The 22,351-nt window shown below is 38.8% G+C and carries 23 protein-coding genes and 3 tRNA genes; 14 read left to right on the top strand and 12 right to left on the bottom strand.

Annotation, left to right across the window (positions count from 1 at the left end):
- Positions 1 to 263: 263 nt before the first annotated feature.
- The 4 genes from OGI71_RS11215 to OGI71_RS11200 are packed head-to-tail and all read right to left on the bottom strand — an operon-like array spanning position 264 to position 4,402.
- Entirely contained in the window at positions 264 to 1,706 is a 1,443-nt protein-coding gene (locus OGI71_RS11215; protein WP_282255538.1) for a serine hydrolase domain-containing protein, read from the bottom strand.
- Between the two features lie 31 nt (positions 1,707 to 1,737).
- On the bottom strand, positions 1,738 to 2,478 hold the full coding sequence (locus OGI71_RS11210) for a LytTR family transcriptional regulator DNA-binding domain-containing protein (RefSeq protein ID WP_282255537.1): 741 nt from the start codon (positions 2,476 to 2,478) through the stop codon (positions 1,738 to 1,740).
- Entirely contained in the window at positions 2,471 to 3,517 is a 1,047-nt protein-coding gene (locus OGI71_RS11205) for a histidine kinase (protein ID WP_282255536.1), read from the bottom strand. Before OGI71_RS11205 ends, OGI71_RS11210 begins: the two co-directional genes overlap by 8 nt.
- A 3-nt stretch (positions 3,518 to 3,520) precedes the next feature.
- On the bottom strand, positions 3,521 to 4,402 hold the full coding sequence (locus OGI71_RS11200; protein ID WP_282255534.1) for a DUF5668 domain-containing protein: 882 nt from the start codon (positions 4,400 to 4,402) through the stop codon (positions 3,521 to 3,523).
- A 264-nt stretch (positions 4,403 to 4,666) separates the two neighbouring features.
- Between OGI71_RS11200 and OGI71_RS11195 the strand changes: the two genes are divergently transcribed.
- The gene (locus OGI71_RS11195; RefSeq protein ID WP_104382695.1) at positions 4,667 to 5,002 is read left to right on the top strand and encodes a DUF3276 family protein; all 336 of its coding nucleotides are present in this window, start codon (positions 4,667 to 4,669) and stop codon (positions 5,000 to 5,002) included.
- Positions 5,003 to 5,128: 126 nt separating this feature from the next.
- Here OGI71_RS11195 and OGI71_RS11190 read toward each other — a convergent pair whose 3' ends face one another.
- Complete coding sequence (locus OGI71_RS11190; protein ID WP_282255533.1) at positions 5,129 to 5,956, bottom strand: alpha/beta hydrolase; 828 nt, start codon at positions 5,954 to 5,956, stop codon at positions 5,129 to 5,131.
- Positions 5,957 to 6,142: 186 nt separating this feature from the next.
- On the opposite strand from OGI71_RS11190, the gene OGI71_RS11185 reads away from it, so the two are divergent.
- The 9 genes from OGI71_RS11185 (at position 6,143) to eno (ending at position 12,363) form a co-directional block, all read left to right on the top strand.
- Positions 6,143 to 6,216, top strand: a tRNA-Arg gene (locus tag OGI71_RS11185).
- A gap of 31 nt (positions 6,217 to 6,247) precedes the next feature.
- Positions 6,248 to 6,321, top strand: a tRNA-Arg gene (locus OGI71_RS11180).
- A gap of 172 nt (positions 6,322 to 6,493) precedes the next feature.
- A tRNA-Arg gene (locus tag OGI71_RS11175) sits at positions 6,494 to 6,567 on the top strand.
- A 74-nt stretch (positions 6,568 to 6,641) separates the two neighbouring features.
- Entirely contained in the window at positions 6,642 to 7,211 is a 570-nt protein-coding gene (locus tag OGI71_RS11170; protein ID WP_120258455.1) for an adenylate kinase, read from the top strand.
- A 38-nt stretch (positions 7,212 to 7,249) separates the two neighbouring features.
- On the top strand, positions 7,250 to 8,248 hold the full coding sequence (obgE, locus tag OGI71_RS11165; protein ID WP_282255530.1) for a GTPase ObgE: 999 nt from the start codon (positions 7,250 to 7,252) through the stop codon (positions 8,246 to 8,248).
- Between the two features lie 613 nt (positions 8,249 to 8,861).
- The gene (locus OGI71_RS11160) at positions 8,862 to 9,215 is read left to right on the top strand and encodes a TM2 domain-containing protein (protein ID WP_282255529.1); all 354 of its coding nucleotides are present in this window, start codon (positions 8,862 to 8,864) and stop codon (positions 9,213 to 9,215) included.
- Positions 9,215 to 9,526, top strand: a complete 312-nt coding sequence (locus tag OGI71_RS11155) for a DUF2752 domain-containing protein (protein ID WP_282255528.1) — start codon at positions 9,215 to 9,217, stop codon at positions 9,524 to 9,526. The genes OGI71_RS11160 and OGI71_RS11155 overlap by 1 nt, the downstream gene beginning before the upstream one ends.
- A 229-nt stretch (positions 9,527 to 9,755) precedes the next feature.
- Positions 9,756 to 10,856: a glutamine-hydrolyzing carbamoyl-phosphate synthase small subunit gene (gene carA / locus OGI71_RS11150; protein ID WP_282255527.1), complete on the top strand. Its 1,101-nt coding sequence runs from the start codon at positions 9,756 to 9,758 to the stop codon at positions 10,854 to 10,856.
- A 211-nt stretch (positions 10,857 to 11,067) separates the two neighbouring features.
- The gene (gene eno, locus OGI71_RS11145) at positions 11,068 to 12,363 is read left to right on the top strand and encodes a phosphopyruvate hydratase (protein WP_223578611.1); all 1,296 of its coding nucleotides are present in this window, start codon (positions 11,068 to 11,070) and stop codon (positions 12,361 to 12,363) included.
- A gap of 98 nt (positions 12,364 to 12,461) precedes the next feature.
- On the opposite strand, the gene OGI71_RS11140 is transcribed toward eno, so the two are convergent.
- The 4 genes from OGI71_RS11140 to OGI71_RS11125 all read right to left on the bottom strand — a co-directional run bounded on the left by OGI71_RS11140 (position 12,462) and on the right by OGI71_RS11125 (position 15,529).
- Positions 12,462 to 12,701: a hypothetical protein gene (locus OGI71_RS11140; RefSeq protein ID WP_282255526.1), complete on the bottom strand. Its 240-nt coding sequence runs from the start codon at positions 12,699 to 12,701 to the stop codon at positions 12,462 to 12,464.
- 103 nt (positions 12,702 to 12,804) lie between these two features.
- A complete protein-coding gene (locus tag OGI71_RS11135; protein WP_282255525.1) occupies positions 12,805 to 13,692 on the bottom strand; it encodes a DUF72 domain-containing protein in 888 nt (295 codons plus the stop codon).
- Position 13,693: 1 nt separating this feature from the next.
- Positions 13,694 to 14,884: an MFS transporter gene (locus tag OGI71_RS11130; protein ID WP_282255524.1), complete on the bottom strand. Its 1,191-nt coding sequence runs from the start codon at positions 14,882 to 14,884 to the stop codon at positions 13,694 to 13,696.
- A gap of 3 nt (positions 14,885 to 14,887) precedes the next feature.
- The gene (locus OGI71_RS11125; RefSeq protein ID WP_282255523.1) at positions 14,888 to 15,529 is read right to left on the bottom strand and encodes a YceH family protein; all 642 of its coding nucleotides are present in this window, start codon (positions 15,527 to 15,529) and stop codon (positions 14,888 to 14,890) included.
- Between the two features lie 174 nt (positions 15,530 to 15,703).
- Here OGI71_RS11125 and OGI71_RS11120 point away from each other — a divergent pair, with 174 nt between their 5' ends.
- Genes OGI71_RS11120 through OGI71_RS11110 form a run of 3 tightly spaced genes read left to right on the top strand, consistent with a single transcriptional unit; the run spans position 15,704 to position 18,785 of the window.
- Positions 15,704 to 16,630 (top strand): histone deacetylase, encoded by a 927-nt coding sequence (locus OGI71_RS11120; protein WP_282255522.1) that lies wholly within the window; start codon positions 15,704 to 15,706, stop codon positions 16,628 to 16,630.
- Positions 16,631 to 16,640: 10 nt separating this feature from the next.
- Positions 16,641 to 17,699 carry a nucleoid-associated protein gene (locus OGI71_RS11115; protein WP_282255521.1) on the top strand — a complete coding sequence of 353 codons (1,059 nt, stop codon included), beginning with the start codon at positions 16,641 to 16,643 and terminating at the stop codon, positions 17,697 to 17,699.
- 6 nt (positions 17,700 to 17,705) lie between these two features.
- Positions 17,706 to 18,785, top strand: coding sequence for a DUF3810 domain-containing protein (locus OGI71_RS11110; protein ID WP_282255519.1), 1,080 nt, complete (start codon positions 17,706 to 17,708; stop codon positions 18,783 to 18,785).
- An 82-nt stretch (positions 18,786 to 18,867) separates the two neighbouring features.
- On the opposite strand, the gene OGI71_RS11105 is transcribed toward OGI71_RS11110, so the two are convergent.
- Both OGI71_RS11105 and lpxB read right to left on the bottom strand, forming a co-directional pair.
- Positions 18,868 to 19,503 carry a hypothetical protein gene (locus tag OGI71_RS11105; protein ID WP_282255517.1) on the bottom strand — a complete coding sequence of 212 codons (636 nt, stop codon included), beginning with the start codon at positions 19,501 to 19,503 and terminating at the stop codon, positions 18,868 to 18,870.
- Positions 19,504 to 19,559: 56 nt separating this feature from the next.
- Complete coding sequence (gene lpxB, locus OGI71_RS11100) at positions 19,560 to 20,675, bottom strand: lipid-A-disaccharide synthase (RefSeq protein ID WP_282255516.1); 1,116 nt, start codon at positions 20,673 to 20,675, stop codon at positions 19,560 to 19,562.
- Between the two features lie 236 nt (positions 20,676 to 20,911).
- On the opposite strand from lpxB, the gene OGI71_RS11095 reads away from it, so the two are divergent.
- Complete coding sequence (locus OGI71_RS11095) at positions 20,912 to 21,217, top strand: septum formation initiator family protein (protein WP_077435500.1); 306 nt, start codon at positions 20,912 to 20,914, stop codon at positions 21,215 to 21,217.
- Between the two features lie 112 nt (positions 21,218 to 21,329).
- Here the strand turns inward: OGI71_RS11095 and OGI71_RS11090 are convergent, their stop codons facing one another.
- Entirely contained in the window at positions 21,330 to 22,043 is a 714-nt protein-coding gene (locus OGI71_RS11090; RefSeq protein WP_282255514.1) for a DUF4397 domain-containing protein, read from the bottom strand.
- Between the last annotated feature and the right edge of the window lie 308 nt (positions 22,044 to 22,351).

Genomic DNA, 22,351 nt, shown 5'->3' with positions numbered 1-22,351 from the left:
CCAGTTTATTTGGGCTGTTAATCAAAGTTAATGGTTAACAGTTTGTGTAACAACAAAAAAATAACCCTTTTTATGACAACAAAAAAAGCTATATCGTTGTTTCGATATAGCTCTGATAATAATATTTTGTTTTTTTTAAATGTCTTTTTTCTTGATTCGTATTCGTTTTTTAAGGTATCAATGAGCTGACTACACTTAGTCTATTTGCCTGAAACAGCCTGCAGTGAATTTTCATCGCAGTTGATGCAAAAGGCAGGAAGATCTTATTCTGTATGAAGCAGATTGTCTAAAATGCTTTTTCCCTTATCGTCGACAGAGATTGCAGTATTGGACAAGATGACGACGGCACTTTTTTTATCTGGAGACAAGGCGAGGTAGGAGCTGCTTCCTGCTGTACCGCCATTGTGCCAATAAAAAGTAAGATCATCAAGTAAGTTCATGTGCCATGCCAATCCCAAGTCCGTATCAGGAGGGAGAAAGAAAGTAAATAATTTCGTGTTGGCCATCGCATTTTCTAGCGGGCTCTGTGGCATCTTAAACTGTGCATTTACAAATTTAAGCAGATCTTCCACAGTTGATTTTAATCCACCTGCAGCGCTAAAAGTGTCGAAAGACCAAGAGGTTACTTCTTGTCCTTCTTTATTGTATACTTTAAAGGTATCTTTTCTTTTAGGATCTAATACCTGAAAGGTATTATTCATGTCGAGCGGTTTGCAGATGATTTCACGAACAATCTGGTCATATGGCTTTTTATAGATACTACAGATGATATCGCCTAATATTGCATAACCCAAATTGCTGTACTCGTATTCTTCTCCGGGTTTTTTTTTGCTTTTGAAACTGGATAAATAACTATAGAGTGCTTTTTTATCGTATCCTTTGTAGGGATCATTTTGGTTGTATCCTTTTACTTTATCAAAATTGTCTGGAAGTCGTGGGAATCCCGAGGTATGGTTGGCTAACATCTGAAAAGTTATCTTCGCCAGGTCCTCATTCTTTTTTAGTGTATCTGGAAGGAATAATGATATAGGTTGATCCAAGGTAATTGTTCCTTCCTCAACAAGATTTGATAATAGGATAGCTGTAAAGACTTTGCTGAGTGAACCAATTTCATAGGGCGAGGTTTTTGTCGGTAATGTTTGGTTACCTTTTGCGGTCTCGCCGTAAAAATAGGTTTTCGACTGCCCATTTTTAATAATACCTATCGCAAGCGACTGTGTGTTTTGTTGTTTTAGGTAAGAATTTGCAACAGAATCGATGAAAAAATCCTCTTTGTCGACGGCTTTCGTTGCGATCGCAGTCTCAATCGGTTTCTCGGTAATATTTTTGTCTGCTGTAGGTTCATTCAGCTGACTAAAGTGCAGGGTGTTAAACTTGAGTGTCGAATCCGTTGCAAACAATACTTCATAAGTCTGACTATCAAAATCCAGACGATAAGTTGCTGTACCTTTTTCGAAACTGGTGATGTCCGAACTTTTGATCCTTCCCAAAGGGTAGATCTGCCGCAGCATCTGTGTGAATTTTGGAAGACTATATTGTTGTTTATAGGAATCACTTGCTAGACTATAGGCCGAGTCCGTCATCTGGGAATTGATGAAGAATTCCAATCTATTGTAAACTCCTTTGTTGACCTGTTCTGCTTGATTTGTCTGAGCAAAGGAGTAAGATGTGATGCCCAACAATATTGCTGTAAAAAAATGTTTCATAACCATTGTTAGGCACAAATCTACGGAATGTTTAAATTCCAATCAATTGTTTTAATCGGGCATAGCCTGATTTACTGATATTGAGCTTCTCTCCAGAGATCAGCGCAGCAATATAAGAGTCTTTTTCATAGGGCTCCAATTTAGCCAATTGATCGACTTTGATGATAAACGAACGATGTATACGTACAAACTGGTTTGGATCTAGGGATTTTTCGAAAAACGCCATGGTCTTATTCTTGAGATACATGCCATCTTTGGTATGAATTTTTACGTAGTCATCATAAGACTCTAGGTATTTGACGGTATCAATTGGGATTATTTTGATTTGTGTACCTGTTTTGACAACAATACGGTCGATCTTTGTTTCGTCTTGTGCAGCGAGTACCTCATAGTTAGGTTGGACCTTCTTCTCGGGTGCAGAATAGCTCGACCTAAATTTCTCCAAGGCTTTTTTGAAACGCATCGGGGAGACCGGTTTTAGCAGATAATCCAGTGCATTCTTTTCGAACGCCTTTAACGCATATTCGTCAAATGCTGTGGTGAAAATAACGGCAGGAGGGTTGTCCACCAATTCGAGCATTTCAAAACCAGTCAATTTAGGCATTTGGACATCCAAAAAAACCAGATCAGGTTCATGTGTCTGGATTGCTTTAACGCCTTCAAAACCATCTCCACACTCAGCCATAATGGTTACATCGGCTTCATTTTTTAAATAGCCCGCAATAATGGAGCGTGCTAAGGGTTCATCATCAATGATAACGACTTTAATCATATTGAGGTATTTTTAGGGTGCTAGTAAATATATTGTCCTGAATCTGTGTCTCCATAAGATCATTTCTTCCATATAAAAGATATAATCTGCGTTGAATACTGGAAAGCCCAAATCCGGTACCTTTTTTAGGACTTGATTGCTCCTCGACATCAAATGGATTGGTAATTTGAATTAGGAGTTGTCCCTCATTCGAGGTGCATTTAATTTGTATTTCGACTTGGTCGGTTATATTGTACAGTCCATGCTTAATGGCATTCTCTACCAAAGGCTGGATGATCATTGCTGGCAATTTATTACTAAATATCTCCTCAGAGGAGGAGATGGAAGTGTTCAGACGATGGCCAAAACGTACTTTTTCAATATCAAGATAAAGTTGTAGATGGTCCAGTTCTTCTTCCAGTGTGATAATCTGATTGTTTTCCTTTCTCATCGTGCCTCGTAAAAAATCAGATAGTTGAAATGTCATATTACGCGCTTCATCCGGATTCGCGCCAATTAGAGCGATGATCGAATTTAAGCTGTTAAATAAAAAGTGTGGCTGCAGCTGCTGCCGTAAATTATAGAGCTCCGCCTCGCGAAGCAGATTTTCGGACTCTTGTTTCCGTTTGATGTTATTGATATTATCTTCCTGGATATTCCAGACGATATTGATAATAGCAACAGAAGTGAGGATAAGGAAGTTAACGATACCACGAAATGGTAATGTTAAATCCAGTAGCGAGATAAAGTTGGGCTGAATAAAATAGCTCATTATAAAACGGCTCAGCCCAGTACTAATGGCGGCCATAATCAGGCCTATAATCAGCACCTTCCATATCTCGCGGGGTTGTGGTGTGTAGAAGTTTAACGCAGAGGACATGCCATAGCAGCAAAACATCATCACAGCACTATTGATCAATGAATCTTTAAATGCCAGCTCGGAATCAAATCCTGAACGTAGCATCAGTAAATATTGTAATGCAAGATATCCGATAAATACGGATATACAAATAATGCCTATTAATCGACTTTTAACACTGAGAGACAGCTTGTTTTTCATCTATTAAGCATTTTTTATCGTTAAATTGCCCAATATACATGTTCCAGTGATATAGATCTTTTTATCGGTGTCAGGATTGTATATCGTTTGAAATCTCCGGTCATCGACAGATCCTAAAATGGAGGCTACATTGCTGAATACCGTCCAATGTGGTGGGATAATAATACGTGCGCTGCCAAATAACTGAAATGTATCGATGACAATTGCCTGTTGGATATCTGCCTTTGTTAGATCCAATTCAATACTTCCGAAGACGTTGGTCAAATTGCCACCTCTAAATTGTTTGGAATAAATGACTTTCTTTTGGCCTGCAAAAATCGTATTCAGATTAAGGCTGTCCTCAAAAGACTGATGAAATGAACTATTCTCTTTGTTGCCAAAAGCCTGCGCGTTAGGCGAGGCTTGTTGGCTTGGTCCGTATTGTTCGTTAAAAGGTTTTGCCTCTGCATCGGGGGCTGTGGCGTCCGCCGGAGTATCTGTAGGACTATTGACGCGCTTATCCCAATCGTAAGGATTCTGTGGTGGATTAGGGTAAGCAGGCGGAACCATCGGCGGTTTCCGTTTACTCATGATAAAATAAATCCCAAGCGAAATGATGATAATAGGGACGGTTACTGATCCAAAGTCCGTACGCATCATTCGGGAAATCAGGCTGGCACCACCGATAATCAATAAGATGATTGCCGATTTTTTCTGAAATTGAGAGTTTACGCCAATCACTAAACCAATAATGATCAATATTGTTGGCCAGCTAAATAACCAGTCCGGAAACCAGTCTCCTAAATTCAGGTTATTCAATAATAAGAATATACCTACGATGATGACAATGGCCCCCACGATATTGCGGCTGTTATTGCTGTTTGGTATGATAGGTTCTTTTTCCATAATGTTTTTACTATTTATGACTCAAAGATAGAGGCACAAATAAACTATGCATATTCGCTTTAGGTAATACAACTTATATTTTCGGTAAATGTACTGATTTCGTCGGTAAAAAATCTTGTTGTTTAATTTTTATCGACCGTCGATGGAATGGATATGCCATTTTTACGGTTTATTGTCTTTTTTTTTAATATTATTTGGTGTATTAAAATGAATTATTATATATTTATCAAAGATTAAGATTACTTTAAACTTAAATAACAACCAATGGGAGATTTTGAAAACAAAGAGCGTGAAGAGGTTTTTTCAAAAAAGGTGAGAGCAGGTAAGCGAACTTATTTTTTTGATGTAAAAGCAACTCGATCGAACGATTACTACATTACTATCACAGAAAGCAAGAAACGCTTTGAGGATGGCCAGTTTATTAAGCATAAGATTTTCTTATACAAAGAAGATTTTGAGAAGTTTGCGGAGGGTTTGACAGATGTTGTAAATTACATTAAGTCTAACCAGGAAGTAATCGAAAAACGTTATGAGCCGAACTTTGACGATGCATACGCTGAAGAAGCCGATAGTCGTTCAAAAGATGATTTTTCGTTCTAACGTACCCAGGATGAAATCTCAATGAAAAAAGAAATAAAGCCACTCGTGTGGCTTTTTTTATATTCGGATTTTCCTGAGTTTTTGGTTTTATGATCCCCTCATGATAGCTTCGCAATAACGAGAATCTTATATACTGGCTAAAAATTCATTCAATACCCTATTGAACTTTTCGGGTTCTTCAAGATTCGGCAGATGCCCTGATTCTTCAAATTCCATAAATCTAACATCAGGGATATTTTCGATAAGAATGCTCGTCTGCTCTTCGCTCATCAATTTATCGTGTTTGCCTTTAATGACTAGTGTGGGGATAATAATCGTTTTCAGGGAATGTGTCGTGTCTGTCCGGGAAGCCAGGGCGAGTTGTGTTGAACATATACTGGAAAGCTCATTTCTACGGATACAGCTCTTGATGAGTTCAACGGCTTCAGGGTTTTCTCGGATTGTTTTTTCATAGAATACATTTTCCGTAAAACCGATAGCAAACGGTCTTCGGCCATATTTAAGCAATGCCTGTATGGAATCAAATCGTTTTTGTTTGCCTTTATTATCATCAGCAAGGGAGTTGGTGTCACATAAAATCAAACCGGCGAGCTGCTGGCCGATCAACTCATAGGTACGCAAGGCGATATAACCACCCATGGAGATACCGCAGAGCACAACATGATTGAGATCCAATTTCCGGATAAATTCAACAAGATCTTTTGCAAACACATCGACGGAAAAGAAACCATGTCCATTTGTACTGAGGCCATGTCCTCTGACATCTAGGGCAATCCCTGTATATTCCTCGTCAAGATCTAACAATTGTTGTTTCCAGGTATTTTTATTGAAAGGGAACCCATGGATAAATAACACGGTTTTAGGGGTAGGGTATGTTGTGCTAGGACGGATATAATAGGAGATGCTGATATCTCCAATGCGGATTTTGCTGAGTTTTAATTCTCTTTTGCTCATGAATAATAACATTTGTCAGTGTCTGAAAAAAAAAGTTGATATTTTAAATATAATATTATCAACGAGATAAACGAAATGTTGTTTCATAAAGTTAAAAAAAGAGAAAAAATGTTTGTTAAATCGATAAATATATCGATATTTGCATCACCAAAACGGAAAAGGATACGGATTTGTTTTGGTTGCCCAGCGCACCTAGCTCAATTGGATAGAGCATCTGACTACGGATCAGAAGGTTAGGGGTTCGACTCCCTTGGCGCGCACAATATACAGCTTCAGTATTATTAAAAAGAAGCATTCCTAGCTCAATTGGATAGAGCGTCTGACTACGGATCAGAAGGTTAGGGGTTCGACTCCCTTGGAGTGCACAAAAAGCCAATCTCGAAGATTGGCTTTTTTCATAAAAGAAGGTGAAGTAAGCGTAGAATATTTGGGTGTATGGAAACTTCTTTTTGAAAAAAAATTTGTAAAAAAATGAATTCTGACTATATTTGCGTCACCAAAACAAATGGGACAGAGTTCTAAACGTAATGGTTTACTGCGCTCCTAGCTCAATTGGATAGAGCATCTGACTACGGATCAGAAGGTTAGGGGTTCGACTCCCTTGGAGCGCACGACTGAAAAGCCTAGTCATCATCTGTGATTAGGCTTTTATTTTTTAACTCGTTTTAATTTCTTAAATAAAACTATGCTAAACCTTGTAATATTTGGCCCTCCGGGTGCAGGTAAGGGAACTCAATCTGCAAAGCTTATTGAAAAATATCAATTGATTCATATTTCAACTGGTGATATTTTTAGAGCACATATTAAAGGTCAAACGCCACTTGGTCAACAAGTAAGCCAGATTATTGCTGAGGGAAATTTAGTGCCAGATTCGATTACGATAGCAATGCTGGAAGAGGAAGTGAAAAAGAACCCTGAAGCAAAAGGATTTATTTTTGACGGATTCCCACGTACTGTTGCTCAAGCTGAGGCATTGGATGCTTTTTTGGAAGGTGTCAACACGTCAATCTCAGTTGTAATCGCACTGGATGTAAATGAAGACGAACTGAAAGCGCGCATCGCTAAACGTAGAGAGATCTCTGGCCGTTCAGATGACGATGCTGATAAATTGGTAAAACGCATTGATGAATATTTTACAAAAACAATTCATGTGTTGCCTTATTACGAAGCACAAGGTAAATTGTCCAAGGTAGATGGTATTGGCGATATAGATACAATCTTCAAAAACCTAACGGATATTATCGATAATTATTAATTGAAATAAATACTTTTTTAGACTGTAATACATTGTAAATGGCGCAAGGATCGAATTTTGTTGATTATGTGAAAGTGTGTTGTCGTTCGGGACATGGTGGGGCAGGTTCGGCTCATTTGCATCGTGACAAGCACACAGCTACGGGAGGACCTGATGGTGGTGATGGCGGCCGTGGAGGACATATTATCCTAAAAGGAACGACTAATATTTGGACATTACTCCATCTAAAGTACCGCAAACATATCATTGCCTCCAATGGTGAATCTGGTGGTAGTTCGCTACGGACAGGTGCCACTGGTCATGATGAAATATTGGAGGTGCCGTTGGGTACCATTGCCAAGGATGCAGAGACCGGTGAGGTGTTGTTTGATATTACCGAAGATGGTGAGACGAAGATCTTGGTTCCGGGAGGAAAGGGTGGTTTAGGTAACTGGCATTTTAAGTCGCCTACAAAACAGACACCTCGATTTTCGCAACCGGGGATGCCAGGCAAAGAGCAATGGATGATTCTCGAACTTAAGGTGCTAGCAGACGTTGGTCTGGTAGGTTTTCCCAATGCAGGTAAATCAACCTTGTTGTCTGTAGTCTCGGCAGCAAAACCTGAAATTGCTAATTATCCATTTACCACATTGGTGCCTAATCTCGGTATGGTGAGTTATCGTGATAACCGCTCGTTTGTGATGGCCGATATTCCGGGGATCATTGAGGGTGCTTCGGAAGGGAAGGGACTCGGTTATCGTTTCTTAAGACACATTGAACGCAATTCAGTATTGTTATTTATGGTGCCTGCTGATACAGACCGCACGATAGCGGAAGAGTATGGTATTTTACTGAATGAATTGACAGCATATAATCCCGAGCTAGCGGATAAACCCAAGTTATTGGCGATTACAAAATCTGATATGCTTGATGATGAACTTGAGAAGGAAATGGAACAGCAGCTTCCTGAGGGGCTTCCGTATATTTTCATCTCATCTGTCAGCGGTAAAAATATTCTGCCATTGAAAGATATGATCTGGAAAGCAATAAACTCTTAATAGTTGAATAATATAAACAGGAAAGGCGCTTCATGTCATGAAGCGCCTTTCCTGTTTATATTATTTGCGGTTAAAAATGGGATCAAGCAGATGAAATTTTATGTTTAAAAATTACTGTCCCCAAACTTTTGGTATAATTCCCTTTTTGATGATTGCTCCAATTGGCTGATTATAATGAATTAAGATAAACATTAAAACGGATACATCCAACTACCAACTTATTCCTAATCACAATTTTCAATCAATTTTTATTCAGTGCTCATTCACTATTTATTCAGTCTATATTGAGTGATCACTGAACAAGCACTGAACAATCACTGAATAAGTAATGTTGAAAAACCAAATTTGGTCACTCGTTGTTTCTGACTTGCTGCAAAAAAAATAAAGGAAGAAGTTGCGCTTATGTAACAAAAGATCGCAGTTTTGTGGTAATAGATCATTCTCCATTAGCCGCAGGTAACAACGCGTTGGATATTTTGAGGCAGGAGATGAACTAGCGCGCATACTCGTAATTCAAAAAATATATGTTTTTTAAGTTTTTTTATTAATTTCAACCTATTATTTAATCCCTGATGGATACTGATTTTTAGTTCCATCGCCAAACTAAATCTAAATGAAAACAGAAGATGAAAAATATTGTGTGGAATGTGGTCAGGTAATTAATGTCAAAGCTGAGGCTTGTCCTCTCTGTGGCGCGAAACAGCCTATATTCTACGCGAACCAACCTTTCCAGCAGAATCGCAGTATCCAGGATGATCGCTGGTTGCCCGCTTTGTTATTTTGTTTCTTTCTAGGCCCCTTCGGTGGACATCGTTTCTATTTGGGGCAGATCGGAACGGCGGTTCTCCAATTAGTTACTCTGGGTGGATGTGGGATCTGGTCGCTTATAGATCTGATCATGATCATTGTGGGGAAATACAAGGATAATGATGGTCAATATATCAAAAGCCCGCTAAATAATAACTAATGGTTTATCTGCTGCTGAAATACCTGCAATTGCATTGGATTTATACCATTGTGATAGGGTATTTTGGTGTCGCTATCGCATTATACATGCTGACGGATATTCATATCCTTGTTCCTTGTCTTTGGAAGGCAATCTCAGGATATGAATGCCCGGGTTGCGGAATGACAACTGCTTTTATTGCCTTGTTACAAATGCAATGGGGGGACGCCTGGTCTGCAAATCCAATGATTTTTGGGCTCGTTCCTGTATTCATCTTTTTGATTTTAAGAGACTTTTGGCGATTTATACATAGACAAACTGGTCCGATGTAAAATAATTGAAAAATGTTTTTCACTTTTAACTGATATGTCGTAACTTTGTCTCCCGTGAAAATTAAAGTAGAGTCTTTATTGGTAGGTGCCTTAGGAAACGGTTTGTCAATCGTGGTAATGCATTGTTAATTAATATTTTAGCCCATTTGAGGGCTTTTTTTATATCCAATAGGGAAGGCTTTAGGATTCAGAACAGAAGAGATACACATTTTATAATATTACATCGATAATGACCAACTACAGCAAATTGCCTGCAATTTTAGTTTTAGAAGATGGTACAGTTTATCACGGTAAAGCCGCTGGTAAAATTGGTACGACTACTGGTGAGATCTGTTTTAATACAGGAACAACCGGTTATCAAGAGATTTTTACAGATCCATCTTATTTTGGACAAATCATGGTAACAACCAATGCACATATTGGTAACTATGGTATTGATGAGGATGATACCGAATCAAATCAAATTCAGATTGCGGGCTTGGTTTGTAAAAACTACAACATCAACTATAGCCGTAAAATGGCTGATGAGTCTATTCAAAGCTATTTTGAAGAAGGAAATTTGGTGGGTATTTCCGATGTGGATACACGTTCATTGGTAAGACATATCCGTGATAAAGGAGCTATGAATGCAATCATTTCTTCAGAAACGCTAGACGTTGAAGAATTAAAGAGCCAGTTGGCAAAAGTTCCTTCGATGGATGGTCTTGAGCTATCTTCTAAGGTAACGACTACTGAGCCTTATTTCTTCGGAAATGAAAATGCATCTTTACGTGTTGCAGTATTGGATTTAGGGATCAAGAAAAATATCCTGCGCAATTTTGAGGCACGTGACGTTTATACAAAGGTTTTCCCGGCTAAGACAACATTTGAAGAAATGGAAAAATGGAACCCTGACGGTTACTTTATTTCAAATGGCCCCGGTGATCCAGCACCAATGGATTACGCTATCGAAACTGTAAAATCTATTTTGAACGCAAACAAGCCGATGTTTGGGATCTGTTTAGGTCACCAGATTTTAGCGTTAGCTAATGGTATCCGTACAAGTAAATTGCATAACGGACACCGTGGTATCAATCACCCGGTCAAAAATATTATCGCTAACCGTTGTGAAATTACTTCGCAAAACCATGGTTTTGGTGTTGTAGCTGAAGATATCAAAAATTCCGAAAATGTGGAGATAACGCACGTTAATTTGAACGACCAATCTATCGAAGGGATCCGTATCAAAGGTCAAAAAGCGTTCTCGGTTCAATATCACCCTGAATCATCTCCAGGTCCTCACGATTCACGTTACTTGTTTGATGATTTCGTTGCAATGATCAAAAACTAAGCAAACGTAGTATACCATAAAAACCCTCCCTATTGTGGAGGGTTTTTTATGGTATTTGCTGAACCAATTATTCAGATTGGTCATATTTTATTCACAATAAATGACGGATTAAATACATTTTTTGTTATATTTGGTTGTGAAAAATGTCTGTAGATAAGAGTGTGTCTTATTTACACTAAGTAATGAAAATAAATTATAGTCTAATAAAGAGATGAGTTTAATTATCGATGTTCATGCGCGTCAAATTTTGGATTCGCGCGGTAACCCTACAATTGAGGTAGATGTTACTACACAAAATGGTTTTGTTGGTCGTGCAGCTGTTCCTTCAGGTGCTTCAACAGGTGTTCACGAAGCAGTAGAATTGCGTGATGGCGACAAGTCAAAATACTTGGGTAAAGGTGTTTTGAAAGCTGTTGAAAATGTAAACACCAAAATAGCGAAAGCTTTGGAAGGCGTAGATGTTTTCGAGCAAAATGCCATCGATAAAATCATGATTGATTTAGACGGTAGTGAAAATAAAGGTAATTTAGGTGCAAACGCTATCCTTGGTGTTTCTTTGGCTGTAGCAAAAGCAGCTGCACAAGAGTCACGTCAACCTTTGTACCGTTATATTGGTGGGGTTAACGCGAATACATTGCCTATTCCGATGATGAACATCATCAACGGTGGATCTCACTCTGATGCGCCTATCGCATTCCAAGAGTTTATGATCATGCCAGTAGGTGCTCCTTCTTTTTCCGAGGCATTACGTTGGGGAACCGAGGTATTTCATACATTGAAAAAAATCTTACACGATAGAGGTCTTTCTACTGCAGTAGGTGATGAAGGTGGATTTGCACCGACATTTGACGGAACAGAAGATGCAATCGAGACAGTATTGAAAGCGATTGAAATCGCAGGTTACAAACCAGGTCAAGACATCTGCTTAGCATTGGATTGTGCTTCTTCTGAATTCTACAAAGATGGCAAATATGATTATGCTAAATTTGAAGGAGATAAAGGAGCGGTACGTTCTAGCGAAGAACAAGCAAGCTATTTAGCCGAATTAACAGCGAAATACCCAATTATCTCTATCGAAGATGGTATGGCTGAAGATGACTGGGCTGGTTGGAAAACGTTGACTGACAAAATTGGCGATCACGTTCAATTGGTAGGTGATGATCTTTTCGTAACAAATACAAAACGTCTTCAACAAGGTATCGATACCCATACTGCAAACTCCATTTTGGTCAAAGTAAACCAAATCGGTTCATTGACTGAAACGATCAATGCAGTGACTTTAGCGCAAAATTCTGGTTACACTTCGGTAATGTCTCATCGTTCAGGTGAAACAGAAGATGCGACGATCGCTGACTTGGCAGTTGCGTTGAACTGTGGTCAAATCAAAACAGGTTCAGCTTCTCGTTCTGACCGTATGGCTAAATACAATCAGTTGTTGCGTATCGAAGAAGAATTGGGTGGTAATGCTCGCTTCATCGGCAAAAACTTTAAATATGCAAAAAAATAGGTTTACCCTATTATGCTAAAAAAATAAGGCCTAATCTGTAGATTGGGCCTTATTTTTTTAGCATAGTTTTATTCTGGAAAGAGAATAGGAATTACAATTTAATGGATTGCATCCCTTCTACTTCGATCATGACTATGATTGTATTTATATATTTTATTCCATTTCATGAGTACCTCGTTTTTGAACCATAGCTGATACTCTTCATTATATGGATTCTCATAAGTTATCAATTCCATTATCGCGTTATCATCCAGGCGGTCTGCGCCAGCGATTTTATATTGCTTTCCCATGGTGTTGATGACCTCTTCTTTGCTCATGCCTAGCTGTATCTTTTTCATGTTTGAATCGGTTTTCATTATGGCCTGCTGGACACTGCAAGAGAAGAAGACCACTAGGATAAATGAAAATGCTATCAATATTTTTGTCATAGATTTATATTAATTAAAATAAGGTATTGCCTGTTGCTTTATTTGGATATTTAAGATTCAAATGAAATGTTTCATTCATTTTCTTAATAAAGTGAGTTGCCAGCAGGGGGGATTCAATTTCGACATTCTGATGGATGAAAAAATATAGTTTCTGTAATCCATTATCCCGCCAGAGTTTTAATACTTCTATCCAATTATCTAGACGCGCATAATCCGATGCATGGTTGGCACCGACATAACGGATAAAAGCGACAGGCGTAGTCAGGCGCATATGCAACATATCTCTTCTGCCCGCCGTATCCACCAATACATTGGTTACACCAGTCTCCTCCAATAAGGTATAGAGTTCATTCGTTACTTCAGCTTTTGAGAACCATTCCTTATTTCGGACTTCCAATGCTAAGGGAACATCTTTTGGCCAGTCGTGCAGGAATAATTTTAACCGTGCCATATCTTTTGGACTGTAGTTGTCATGCATTTGCAGGAAGACCATACCTAATTTTTCGTCAAATCGAACCACAGCATCTGTAAACAACTTGACTTTATCCGTTGCGTTAAGCAATCGGCTAAAATGACTGATAGACTGGGGAACTTTAGGGAAGAATTTAAAATCTGCTGGAGTTTTCTTTTTCCAGGTTTCTACCTGCTCTAAGCTGGGTGAATTATAGAACGTGGCATTCAGTTCAATGCTGTTAAACTGATTGGCATAGTAAACAAGCTCGTCCTTTGTTCCTCTGGGATAAAACCCTTTTAAATCCTGTTTGTTCCATTTTGCACAGCCGACATATACTTCAAAAGGTTCTTTATTTTTGAAATGTTGTAGGAGGGTTAAAGTCTCCTGAGACGTAGAAGGTAGTGTGAAGTCCACTTCTTCTGGATGATCTACTTGGCCAAATTTCATATTAGTTTTTTCTTAGTTTATGATCAAATAATAAGTGTGCGAGCAATGCCAATAGGGTGTATGTTGTTCCAACTGCAATAACCCCCGGCCATTGGAAATGCTGCCATGCTTGTGCCGCAAAAAAGGTGCCTGTTGAACCGCCGATAAAATAGCTGACCATATAAACGGTGTTCAAACGATTGTTAGCGCCAAGATTGAGCGCGTAGAAATCACTCTGATTTAAGATGTGCATGGACTGTAATCCAAGGTCAATGAGGATCACACCAATGATCAGACCCCAGTAATAATTACCGAATAGCGCAAAAAGCAGCCAGCTAAATACCATCAATAATATCGCGTAGAGGATAATTTTCGCGGTACCTATGTATACTGTCATCCGATTGACAAAAGCAGCTGCAAGGGCACCGCAGGCGCCCACAAGACCAAATGCACCCGCGGTAGCTGGTCCGTCAAAAAATGGTGGCCCTTCGATATGGAAAACGAGGGTTGTAAAGAAGGCTGAAAACGCTCCAAATCCCATTGCACCACGAAATGCAGCCAATTGCAGGACAGGTTGTTTCTTGGCGAAGTTCCACACCGAAAGCATCAATTCTTTATAAGTACCCTTAAAATTAGGGCTAACTTCGGGTAATTTGATGACGATGGCCATTGCTGTGATGACCATGATCACTGTAGCGATCCAATACATTTCGCGCCAGCCAAAGTAGGAACCGACAAATCCGCTGACCACGCGTGATAAAAGGATACCGATCAATAATCCTGACATGACCATGCCTATTGCAGCTGCCTGTTTCTCTTTCGGGGCAAGTTCTGCCGCCATAGGTACAAAAACTTGTGGTATCACGGATGTAAAGCCGATCAAAAAACTAAAGATGAGGATGGCTGTGATAGACTGGGAAAGTGCCATTCCGGCCAAAGAGAGAATAATGAATATAAAATCAATTAAGATCATTTTCTTTCTCTTAAACATATCGCCTAGGGGAACAATCAATAAAAGCCCACAGGCATAACCAATTTGTGTTAACATGGCCGAACTGCTCACTGTGGCTTCGCTAACACGCAGGTCTTTGGCAATCAGCCCCAATAATGGCTGATTATAATAATTATTGGCGACAACCAGACCTGTGGCAATGGTCATCAGCCATAAGGTGGCTTGGGATAATTCTGTTTTGGAATCAGTTGTATTCGTCATTGATTAATGTAGTTCGTCCCACAATTCTTGAAACTTCTGTTTTAATTCAGCGACCTCCTGTTCGAGTTGTCCGATACGTTCTAAAAGCGCAGGATCTGTTGCTCCGCTTGCTGCACTGCTGCTGTTTTCAAAAGCTTCCATGTTTACCTCACCCAACAGGTGGATATAGCGTACCTCTTTGTGTCCGGCTTGTTTGGGAAGAGATTTCAGATAGCCCTCCTGAGCAAGTTTCTCCAATTGTTCATTAATTTCACCTAAAGAGTCAAATTCGTATAATCTTCCGGCATTTGAATTGATTTCACCGGCTGTCATTGGTCCACGGAGAAGTAATAGGCAAATAATAGTCAATTCAGATGGTACAAGGGGAAACTGTATGGCAAAATTGTGCTTATACTTGGTTACCCTGGATCCACCACCGATAACGGTTGAAATCAACCCTCTCTTTTTTAGGATGTCCAGCGTATTGACGATGTCCTCTTCGGTATATTGAACAACAGGTTTGCGTGAAGTTTTTTGATTGCATGCAGCCTGCAAGCTGTTGATCGTCATGGGATAATATTCGGGGGTCACCTTTGATTTTTCAATTAGGGAGCCCAGGACACGCTGTTCCATTGCAGACAATTGAGGCAAATTAGTCGTTTCCATGTTATTTTTAATGTATCTATTTATGATCGAATATAAGTTTAATGTCAAACGGCGCCCGACATCAACTTGAGGATTTGTTCTTACCCAAAGATGCCCTTTTTCCGATACAACTCCAAAATATCCGATTGATATTGTTGGATAAAATAGGATTGCTTTAGTTTTTCTTATCTTCGCATGAATAAAATAAGATTTAAAGTGCTCAAGATAGCTTTTCATCCCGAATTTATCCATCCAGTCAAGGAAGGACATCGTTTTCCGATGTTAAAGTACGAGTTGATTCCCCTGCAGTTGAAGCATGAGGGATTGGCCAATGAAGCTAATTTTTTCAGACCTGAACTGGCAAGTTTTGAGACCTGTTGTCTGGTACATGATCCGGCTTATGTGACGAAACTGTTTGATTTGACCTTAGATGCAAAAATGGTTCGTAGGATCGGATTCCCCTTGAGTAAGAGTTTGGTAGACCGCGAACGCTATATTTTGGATGGAACTGTTCAGGCTGCAGGTTATGCCTTGAAATATGGGGTAGCTTTCACAATTGCAGGTGGAACGCACCACGCGGGTTATGATTTTGGTGAAGGCTTCTGCCTGATGAACGACCAAGCAACTGCTGCGGGGTATCTATTACAACAGAAGCTTGCAAGTCGAATCCTCATCATTGATCTGGATGTACATCAAGGGAATGGAACAGCGCATATCTTTGAAGGACATCAACAGGTGTTTACCTTCTCGATGCATGGGGAGAAGAACTATCCCTTTATCAAACAGCGCTCTCATTTGGATATCGGTCTCGCTGAAAATATAACAGATAAAGAATATCTGAAAATTCTGAAAGACAATCTGCTGGATTTATTTGAACGTATCCGGCCTGATTTTGTCTTTTATCAGGCAGGTGTAGATATACTTGGGACCGATAAACTGGGGAAATTGAATTTAAGTCCAGCGACCTGTGCGCGAAGAGATGCACTTGTATTGGGGCTCTGTCATCAGCGGCATATTCCTGTTCAGGTAAGTATGGGAGGCGGTTATTCTCCGCAGATCAAAGATATTGTCAATGCACATTGCCAAACATTTAAAATAGCAATAGATTTATATATTTTATAAAATAAAGAATATGTTTTTTCACCAAGACGCAACTTTTGAAGCATTATCTATACATCGTGTAGGAAACAAAGCACAGGACGAATTTTATATCCTGTCTGATGCCCCTGTATCCCTTGAAGGCGATGAAGTATTGCCCGGACTTTTGATGCAGTACTTTATGAGCCCCTTTGCAAAAGTGAACGAAGTGTATCGTCTATATCATCCCAATGAAGAACTGGATCTGAACGAGGTGTTTTATTTTGTTCGTCAGTACTTTAAAGAACAGTTACCTTTTCATGATTTTTCCCAGCAGATTTCGAAGCACCTGTATGAGGTGTCCAGCCACCCCAAGATTAAAGCAGGAGAGGTGTATGTGGTAGCGCTAAAAAATGTGCAGATTGAAGGCGAGGAACACGATGCTATTGGTATATTTAAATCGGAAAACAAAGAGACTTACCTAAAAGTATATCCTGAACAAGGGGCTTTCACCTTGGAATATGAGCAGGAGGCAATCAACATCAATAAGTTGGACAAAGGATGCATTATCATCAATGTTGAGGAAGAGGAAGGGTATAAGGTTCTTGTACTGGATCAGACTAATAGACAACAGGAAGCGGTGTATTGGAAAGACGAGTTCCTCAAACTGCGCGTGCGTAATGACAATTTCAATCAGACAGGTAACTACTTGAAAGTCTATAAGAATTTTGTTCAGGAGAAACTCGATGAAACGTTTGAACTGGAGAAGGCCGATAAGATTGATTTGATGAATAAATCAATGAACTACTTTAAGGAAAAGGAAACTTTCGTTCAGGAGGAATTTGAAGAAGAAGTATTGGGAAATCCCCAGGCGATAGCCATGTTCCAGGATTATAAAGCTGGTTTTGAAAATGAATTTGATTCACCTTTCCAGTCAAGTTTTGAAATTGCGGATAAAGCCGTCAAAAAGATGGAATCGTCCTACAAGTCTGTACTAAAATTGGATAAGAACTTTCATATCTATGTGCATGGAAAACGAGAATACCTTGAAAAGGGATTTGATGAAGATAAAGGGATGAACTATTATAAGGTCTATTTCGAAAACGAAAGCTAATAATTTATGACAAAGCGCGATAAAATAGCTGTTTTTATTTTTGGATCATTCATTGGCTTGCTATTCGTTTTATCGTTGATCGAAAGCAATAATTTATGGGTAGAGGAATTTTATGCACAGGGATTTTATCGATTTTATGGACATATCCCGAAGTATATTTTTGGCTATATTCCCCTTAGCATGGGGGATATTTTTTACGCTTTCACGATTATTTTTCTGCTCTATTGGCTAGTTCATCTTATACGTAAGGTATGGGGTAAAAAATGGTCGGATGCTTGTCGAACTCTTTTATTTATCGTAAATCTATTTCTTGGGCTATATATTTTCTTTTATGTCTCCTGGGGGTTGAATTATTATCGGAAGCCGATCAGTGTGAATGCAAACCTGCAAGTTGATAACTTGAAGCTTGCAGACTATCTCATGGTACTCGATGAATACCTGGATAGTACAAATGCTTTGCGTGAAAAGGTCAATCCTGCTCAATGGGCGGATCGGAAAGATCATATACGGGCGGATCTGGCAAGTTGGGTAAAAAATGATACCACTTTTTCTTCTTTTTTATCAAGTAGTCAGGTACGCGCTAAGTCGCCTTTAAATAGTGTGGTTGTTTCGTATTTCGGTGTTTCAGGTTATTTCAACCCGTTTACACACGAAGCGCAGGTAAATTATGCTATGCCAGCCTTATCTTTTCCGTTTACTTATGTACATGAGCTCGCCCACCAACAGGGAGTTGGTTTTGAGGATGAAGCTAATTTTATTGCTTTTGTTCGCTTACAGCATCATCCGCAATCCTTTTATCGCTATTCAGCTTATTTGCAAACGACCTTATATATGCTGGGAGAATTACGAGGCATGTATCCAGATCTTTCGAAGAATTATCAAACAAGACTGAGCAAGTTGGTGCTGGCGGATATAGCGGATGAACGCTTATTTTGGAGTGATTATACCGGTTGGATCAACGATCTGATGGGACTGTTTTACAATCAATACCTAACACATAACAATCAGAAGGAGGGAATGGCGAGATACGATCGGATGACAAGGTTGGTGTTAGCCTATGAACTAAAAAAGAGAGGCTGTCATTGAAATTAGTATAAAAACGCGTAGCAATAAAAAAGCATCAATGTGAGCATTGATGCTTTTTTAGCGTTATGTTGTTTCGGTCTTCCTAATGGGTAGAAATCAGCTCAAAGGAACCTTCCGTACCTGCACTGCCTGAGTAAATCTGCCCTTGTGGTAAACCTCTAAGACCTGTAGGCGCGGTTTTTATCCGATCATAGATATTTCTCAAGTCTGTGTTTGCATTGACAGCTCTGCCACCTGCTACGACATCGGCATAGATATAATTTGGTGACTTCTTATTTGTTGCCTGTGGTTTTATACTTCCTGTTGCCAGGGTAACTTTCACTTTGCCACCATTTCCATTGGGGAATGTTTTGGTTCCATTAAATGCATCATCGCCTTTTGCGATAATATACAGTGAACCCAATTTTTGAAAATTGGCGTTGATATCAAAATTGGCGCCATTATTCTTTCCATCGGTCCCATAGAAAGTTGCTTTATTTCCGATCTCAGCGTAATCAATGGTGATTTTTACATTTTTCTTTCCGTAAAAGGACAAGGTAGAGTTATCCTTCATGATCAGTGTGTCAATATGGATAACTGCTGTGGAGTCTTTACTGTCAATATTTTTCTTGGCTTTTTTTCCAATTTCAAGCTTGGAAAAATGCTGTGTTTCTTGGGTTTTACCAACAAAGGTAAACGCGACACAAAAAAGAAAGCCTAAAATAAGTTTCGATTTCATAAACCTTTAATTATTTGTAACTATTTAATAGTTTGACAATTGAAAGCCCAAAGAGTTTAATTTTTACTAAGATATTTTACAATTAATTTAGCTGTTTTCTCCGAGGCACCCGGTGTACCCAATTTTTCGGCAAGGATATCGTAATTTTCTAACACACTTGCCCGATGCGCTTTGTTGTTGATCAGTTCACCCACTTCATAGGAAATATCATATGCTGTGCAATCTTCTTGAATTAACTCTCTTACGGAGAGAAAGTTGTTTATTAGGTTTACCAGTGAAATAAACTTTACTTTAACCACTAATTTGGCAATCCAAACCGATATTGCGTTTGCTTTATATACGACAACTTGCGGAACTTTCAATATACCTGTTTCCAGTGTGGCGGTACCGCTGGTGACTACTGCAGCTTCAGCATTGTTTAGGATATCATATGTTTGATTGAAAATAACCGGAATATCGATACCCCTCATGAACTGTTTGTAATAAGATTCGTCAAAATTAGGCGCACCGGCGATGACAAACTGATGTACTGGAAAAAAATAGGGGAGTTCGGCCATAATGGGAAGAAGTTTGGAAATCTCCATTTCTCTGCTACCCGGCAATAAGGCAATGAGTGGTTTGTCTGTAAAACCGTTTTCATCCCGGAATTTCGGATTAAAAGAGTAGGCTGAAATAGCATCGAGCAGCGGATTGCCCACATAATCGACCGGCATGCGCCATTTTTTGTAGAAATCAACTTCAAATGGTAAAATACAGAACATATGATCGACAATTTTTTTGATCTTTTTCACACGACCCTGATTCCACGCCCATACCTTTGGAGAAATATAATAACATGTTTTGATACCATGCTTTTTGGCAAATTCGGCGATTTTTAAATTGAAACCGGGAAAGTCTATGAGTATAACAGCATCAGGTTTTTCTTTCAACAGATTACTTTTGACTGCCTTCAAATTTTCAGCTATTTTGCCTAGGTTTTTCAAAACTTCCACAAAACCCATAAAAGCCATCGCTGAAGTGTGTATCAATGCTTTTTCTCCAGTGGCTTCCTGCATCAAATCACCACCAACTATTTTGAATGTAGCCGTGGGATCCTCTATTTTAAGTGCTTTGATGAGATTGGCTCCATGTAGGTCACCTGATGTTTCGCCAGCAATGAGATAGTATTTCATATGTAAATGATTTATTCTTTAATGGCCATATGGAATATCCACATTATTTTTAAGGCTATTTATGCTTTTCAAATACGGATATTTCATCGGAATATTAATGTTGTTTCGAATTGTTAAAGATAAGATTATTCTAAGTATATGATGAATTTGAGTACATTATTCCATATCTTTATTAAAGATGTTTAACTTTGGAAGAAAATATCGGGAGTATAAAAGCTAAATAGTATTTTTGTCCTATGCAACGATTATGGTCTTTAATAAGAAATAAGTATTTATTAGCCACTTTGGCTTTTTTGGTGTGGATGTTGTTTTTTGATCGAAATGATTTTGCGACACAATACAGCTATCAAAAGCAAAAGGCCAACCTGGAGACGGAACGATCCTTTTATCTGAAGGAGAATGCAGCGATTATAAAAACAATAAACGACATTCGATCCAATCCGCAGGAGGTGCAACGTATCGCACGGGAGAAATATAAGATGAAGAAAGATAATGAGGATATCTATGTTGTCTCTAAAGTTGCTCCCAAAGAAACCCCTTAGTGTTTAATGGAAAAGGGCTATCCCGTTATAGAGATAGAATCATTGTTCAAAATAAAGAAAGACCATCACATGAATGCGATGGTCTTTTTCAGTATATAGAAAACGGGGTATTTTAATTTGCAGCCTGTGGTACCAAACCAAGGTACAATGGTTTTTTCTCATCATTGGCCTTACCGATCAATATCAATGAATAGTAATAATTTTCAACCAATTTGATATCCTTGCGAGTAGCGATGGTTTTTCCGGCTTTATCTTTCGCTATAATAGTAAAGGTTCCACTTTTTTGTGCAATAAAACCTTGATGGGCAGTCGCCGAATTTTGTGTTTCTTTTGCGCGGTTGGTCCATTCCGTCGGAGAAGTTTGGCTACCAATTTGAAGGGTTACTTGGTCGGTTCCCTCAGCAAAATTAAAGAAACGTAAACCAGATTCTGTGTTCTTAATATCTTTATTGACTTTATCCGTTGTGATGACTTGGACTGGCTTCGCTTTGTTGCCATAAACAAATGACGTATAAATTGTACTGTCTTTGATTGTAACTGTTGTATCAACAAGGACATTGTTATATTCTGCAGAAACGGCTATTTTTCTAGCCCCAGTGAATAAGCCAACTATTGGGTTATAGCTTTTAAACTCCAGAGGGTAATTTAGATTTTGTAAAGGCCCCCCGTCGGCGTAATAGATGACCGCATTAGCATCACTATAGCCATTGACCATGGTAAAAAGAGCTCTTGGAATCCGTTGGTCGTCATTATCTTTCAGGCAGCTGGATAATAAGAATATCGCTACTGTGATGGCAATAAAATTAAATAATCTATAGTTTTTCATAACCGTGTAATATTAAAATCTTTTTTTGTGTAAAACACATTGCGCTCGTGTTGTCTATTATACGGAGCTGACCCACACTTTGCTACAGTAAGTTGTAAAAATAATAAAATTGGATATTCTTTAGAGTATAAGAATATCCAATTTTACAGAAAACTAGTCTTTTAGTAGAAAATTGAAGGCATGTAGTGCTCTTTATTTTGAGTTTTTATTTTTTAGCTCGGTATGTCTGAAATTGAACAATAAGCTTTGGATTATACCAGTTGAGCCTATATTCCTTTTGAATATTGATATTTCTTGTGATATAGTTA

Source organism: Sphingobacterium sp. ML3W (genome assembly GCF_029542085.1).
In the GTDB taxonomy this organism is placed as follows: domain Bacteria; phylum Bacteroidota; class Bacteroidia; order Sphingobacteriales; family Sphingobacteriaceae; genus Sphingobacterium.
This window is presented reverse-complemented; position numbering and strand designations above follow the sequence as displayed.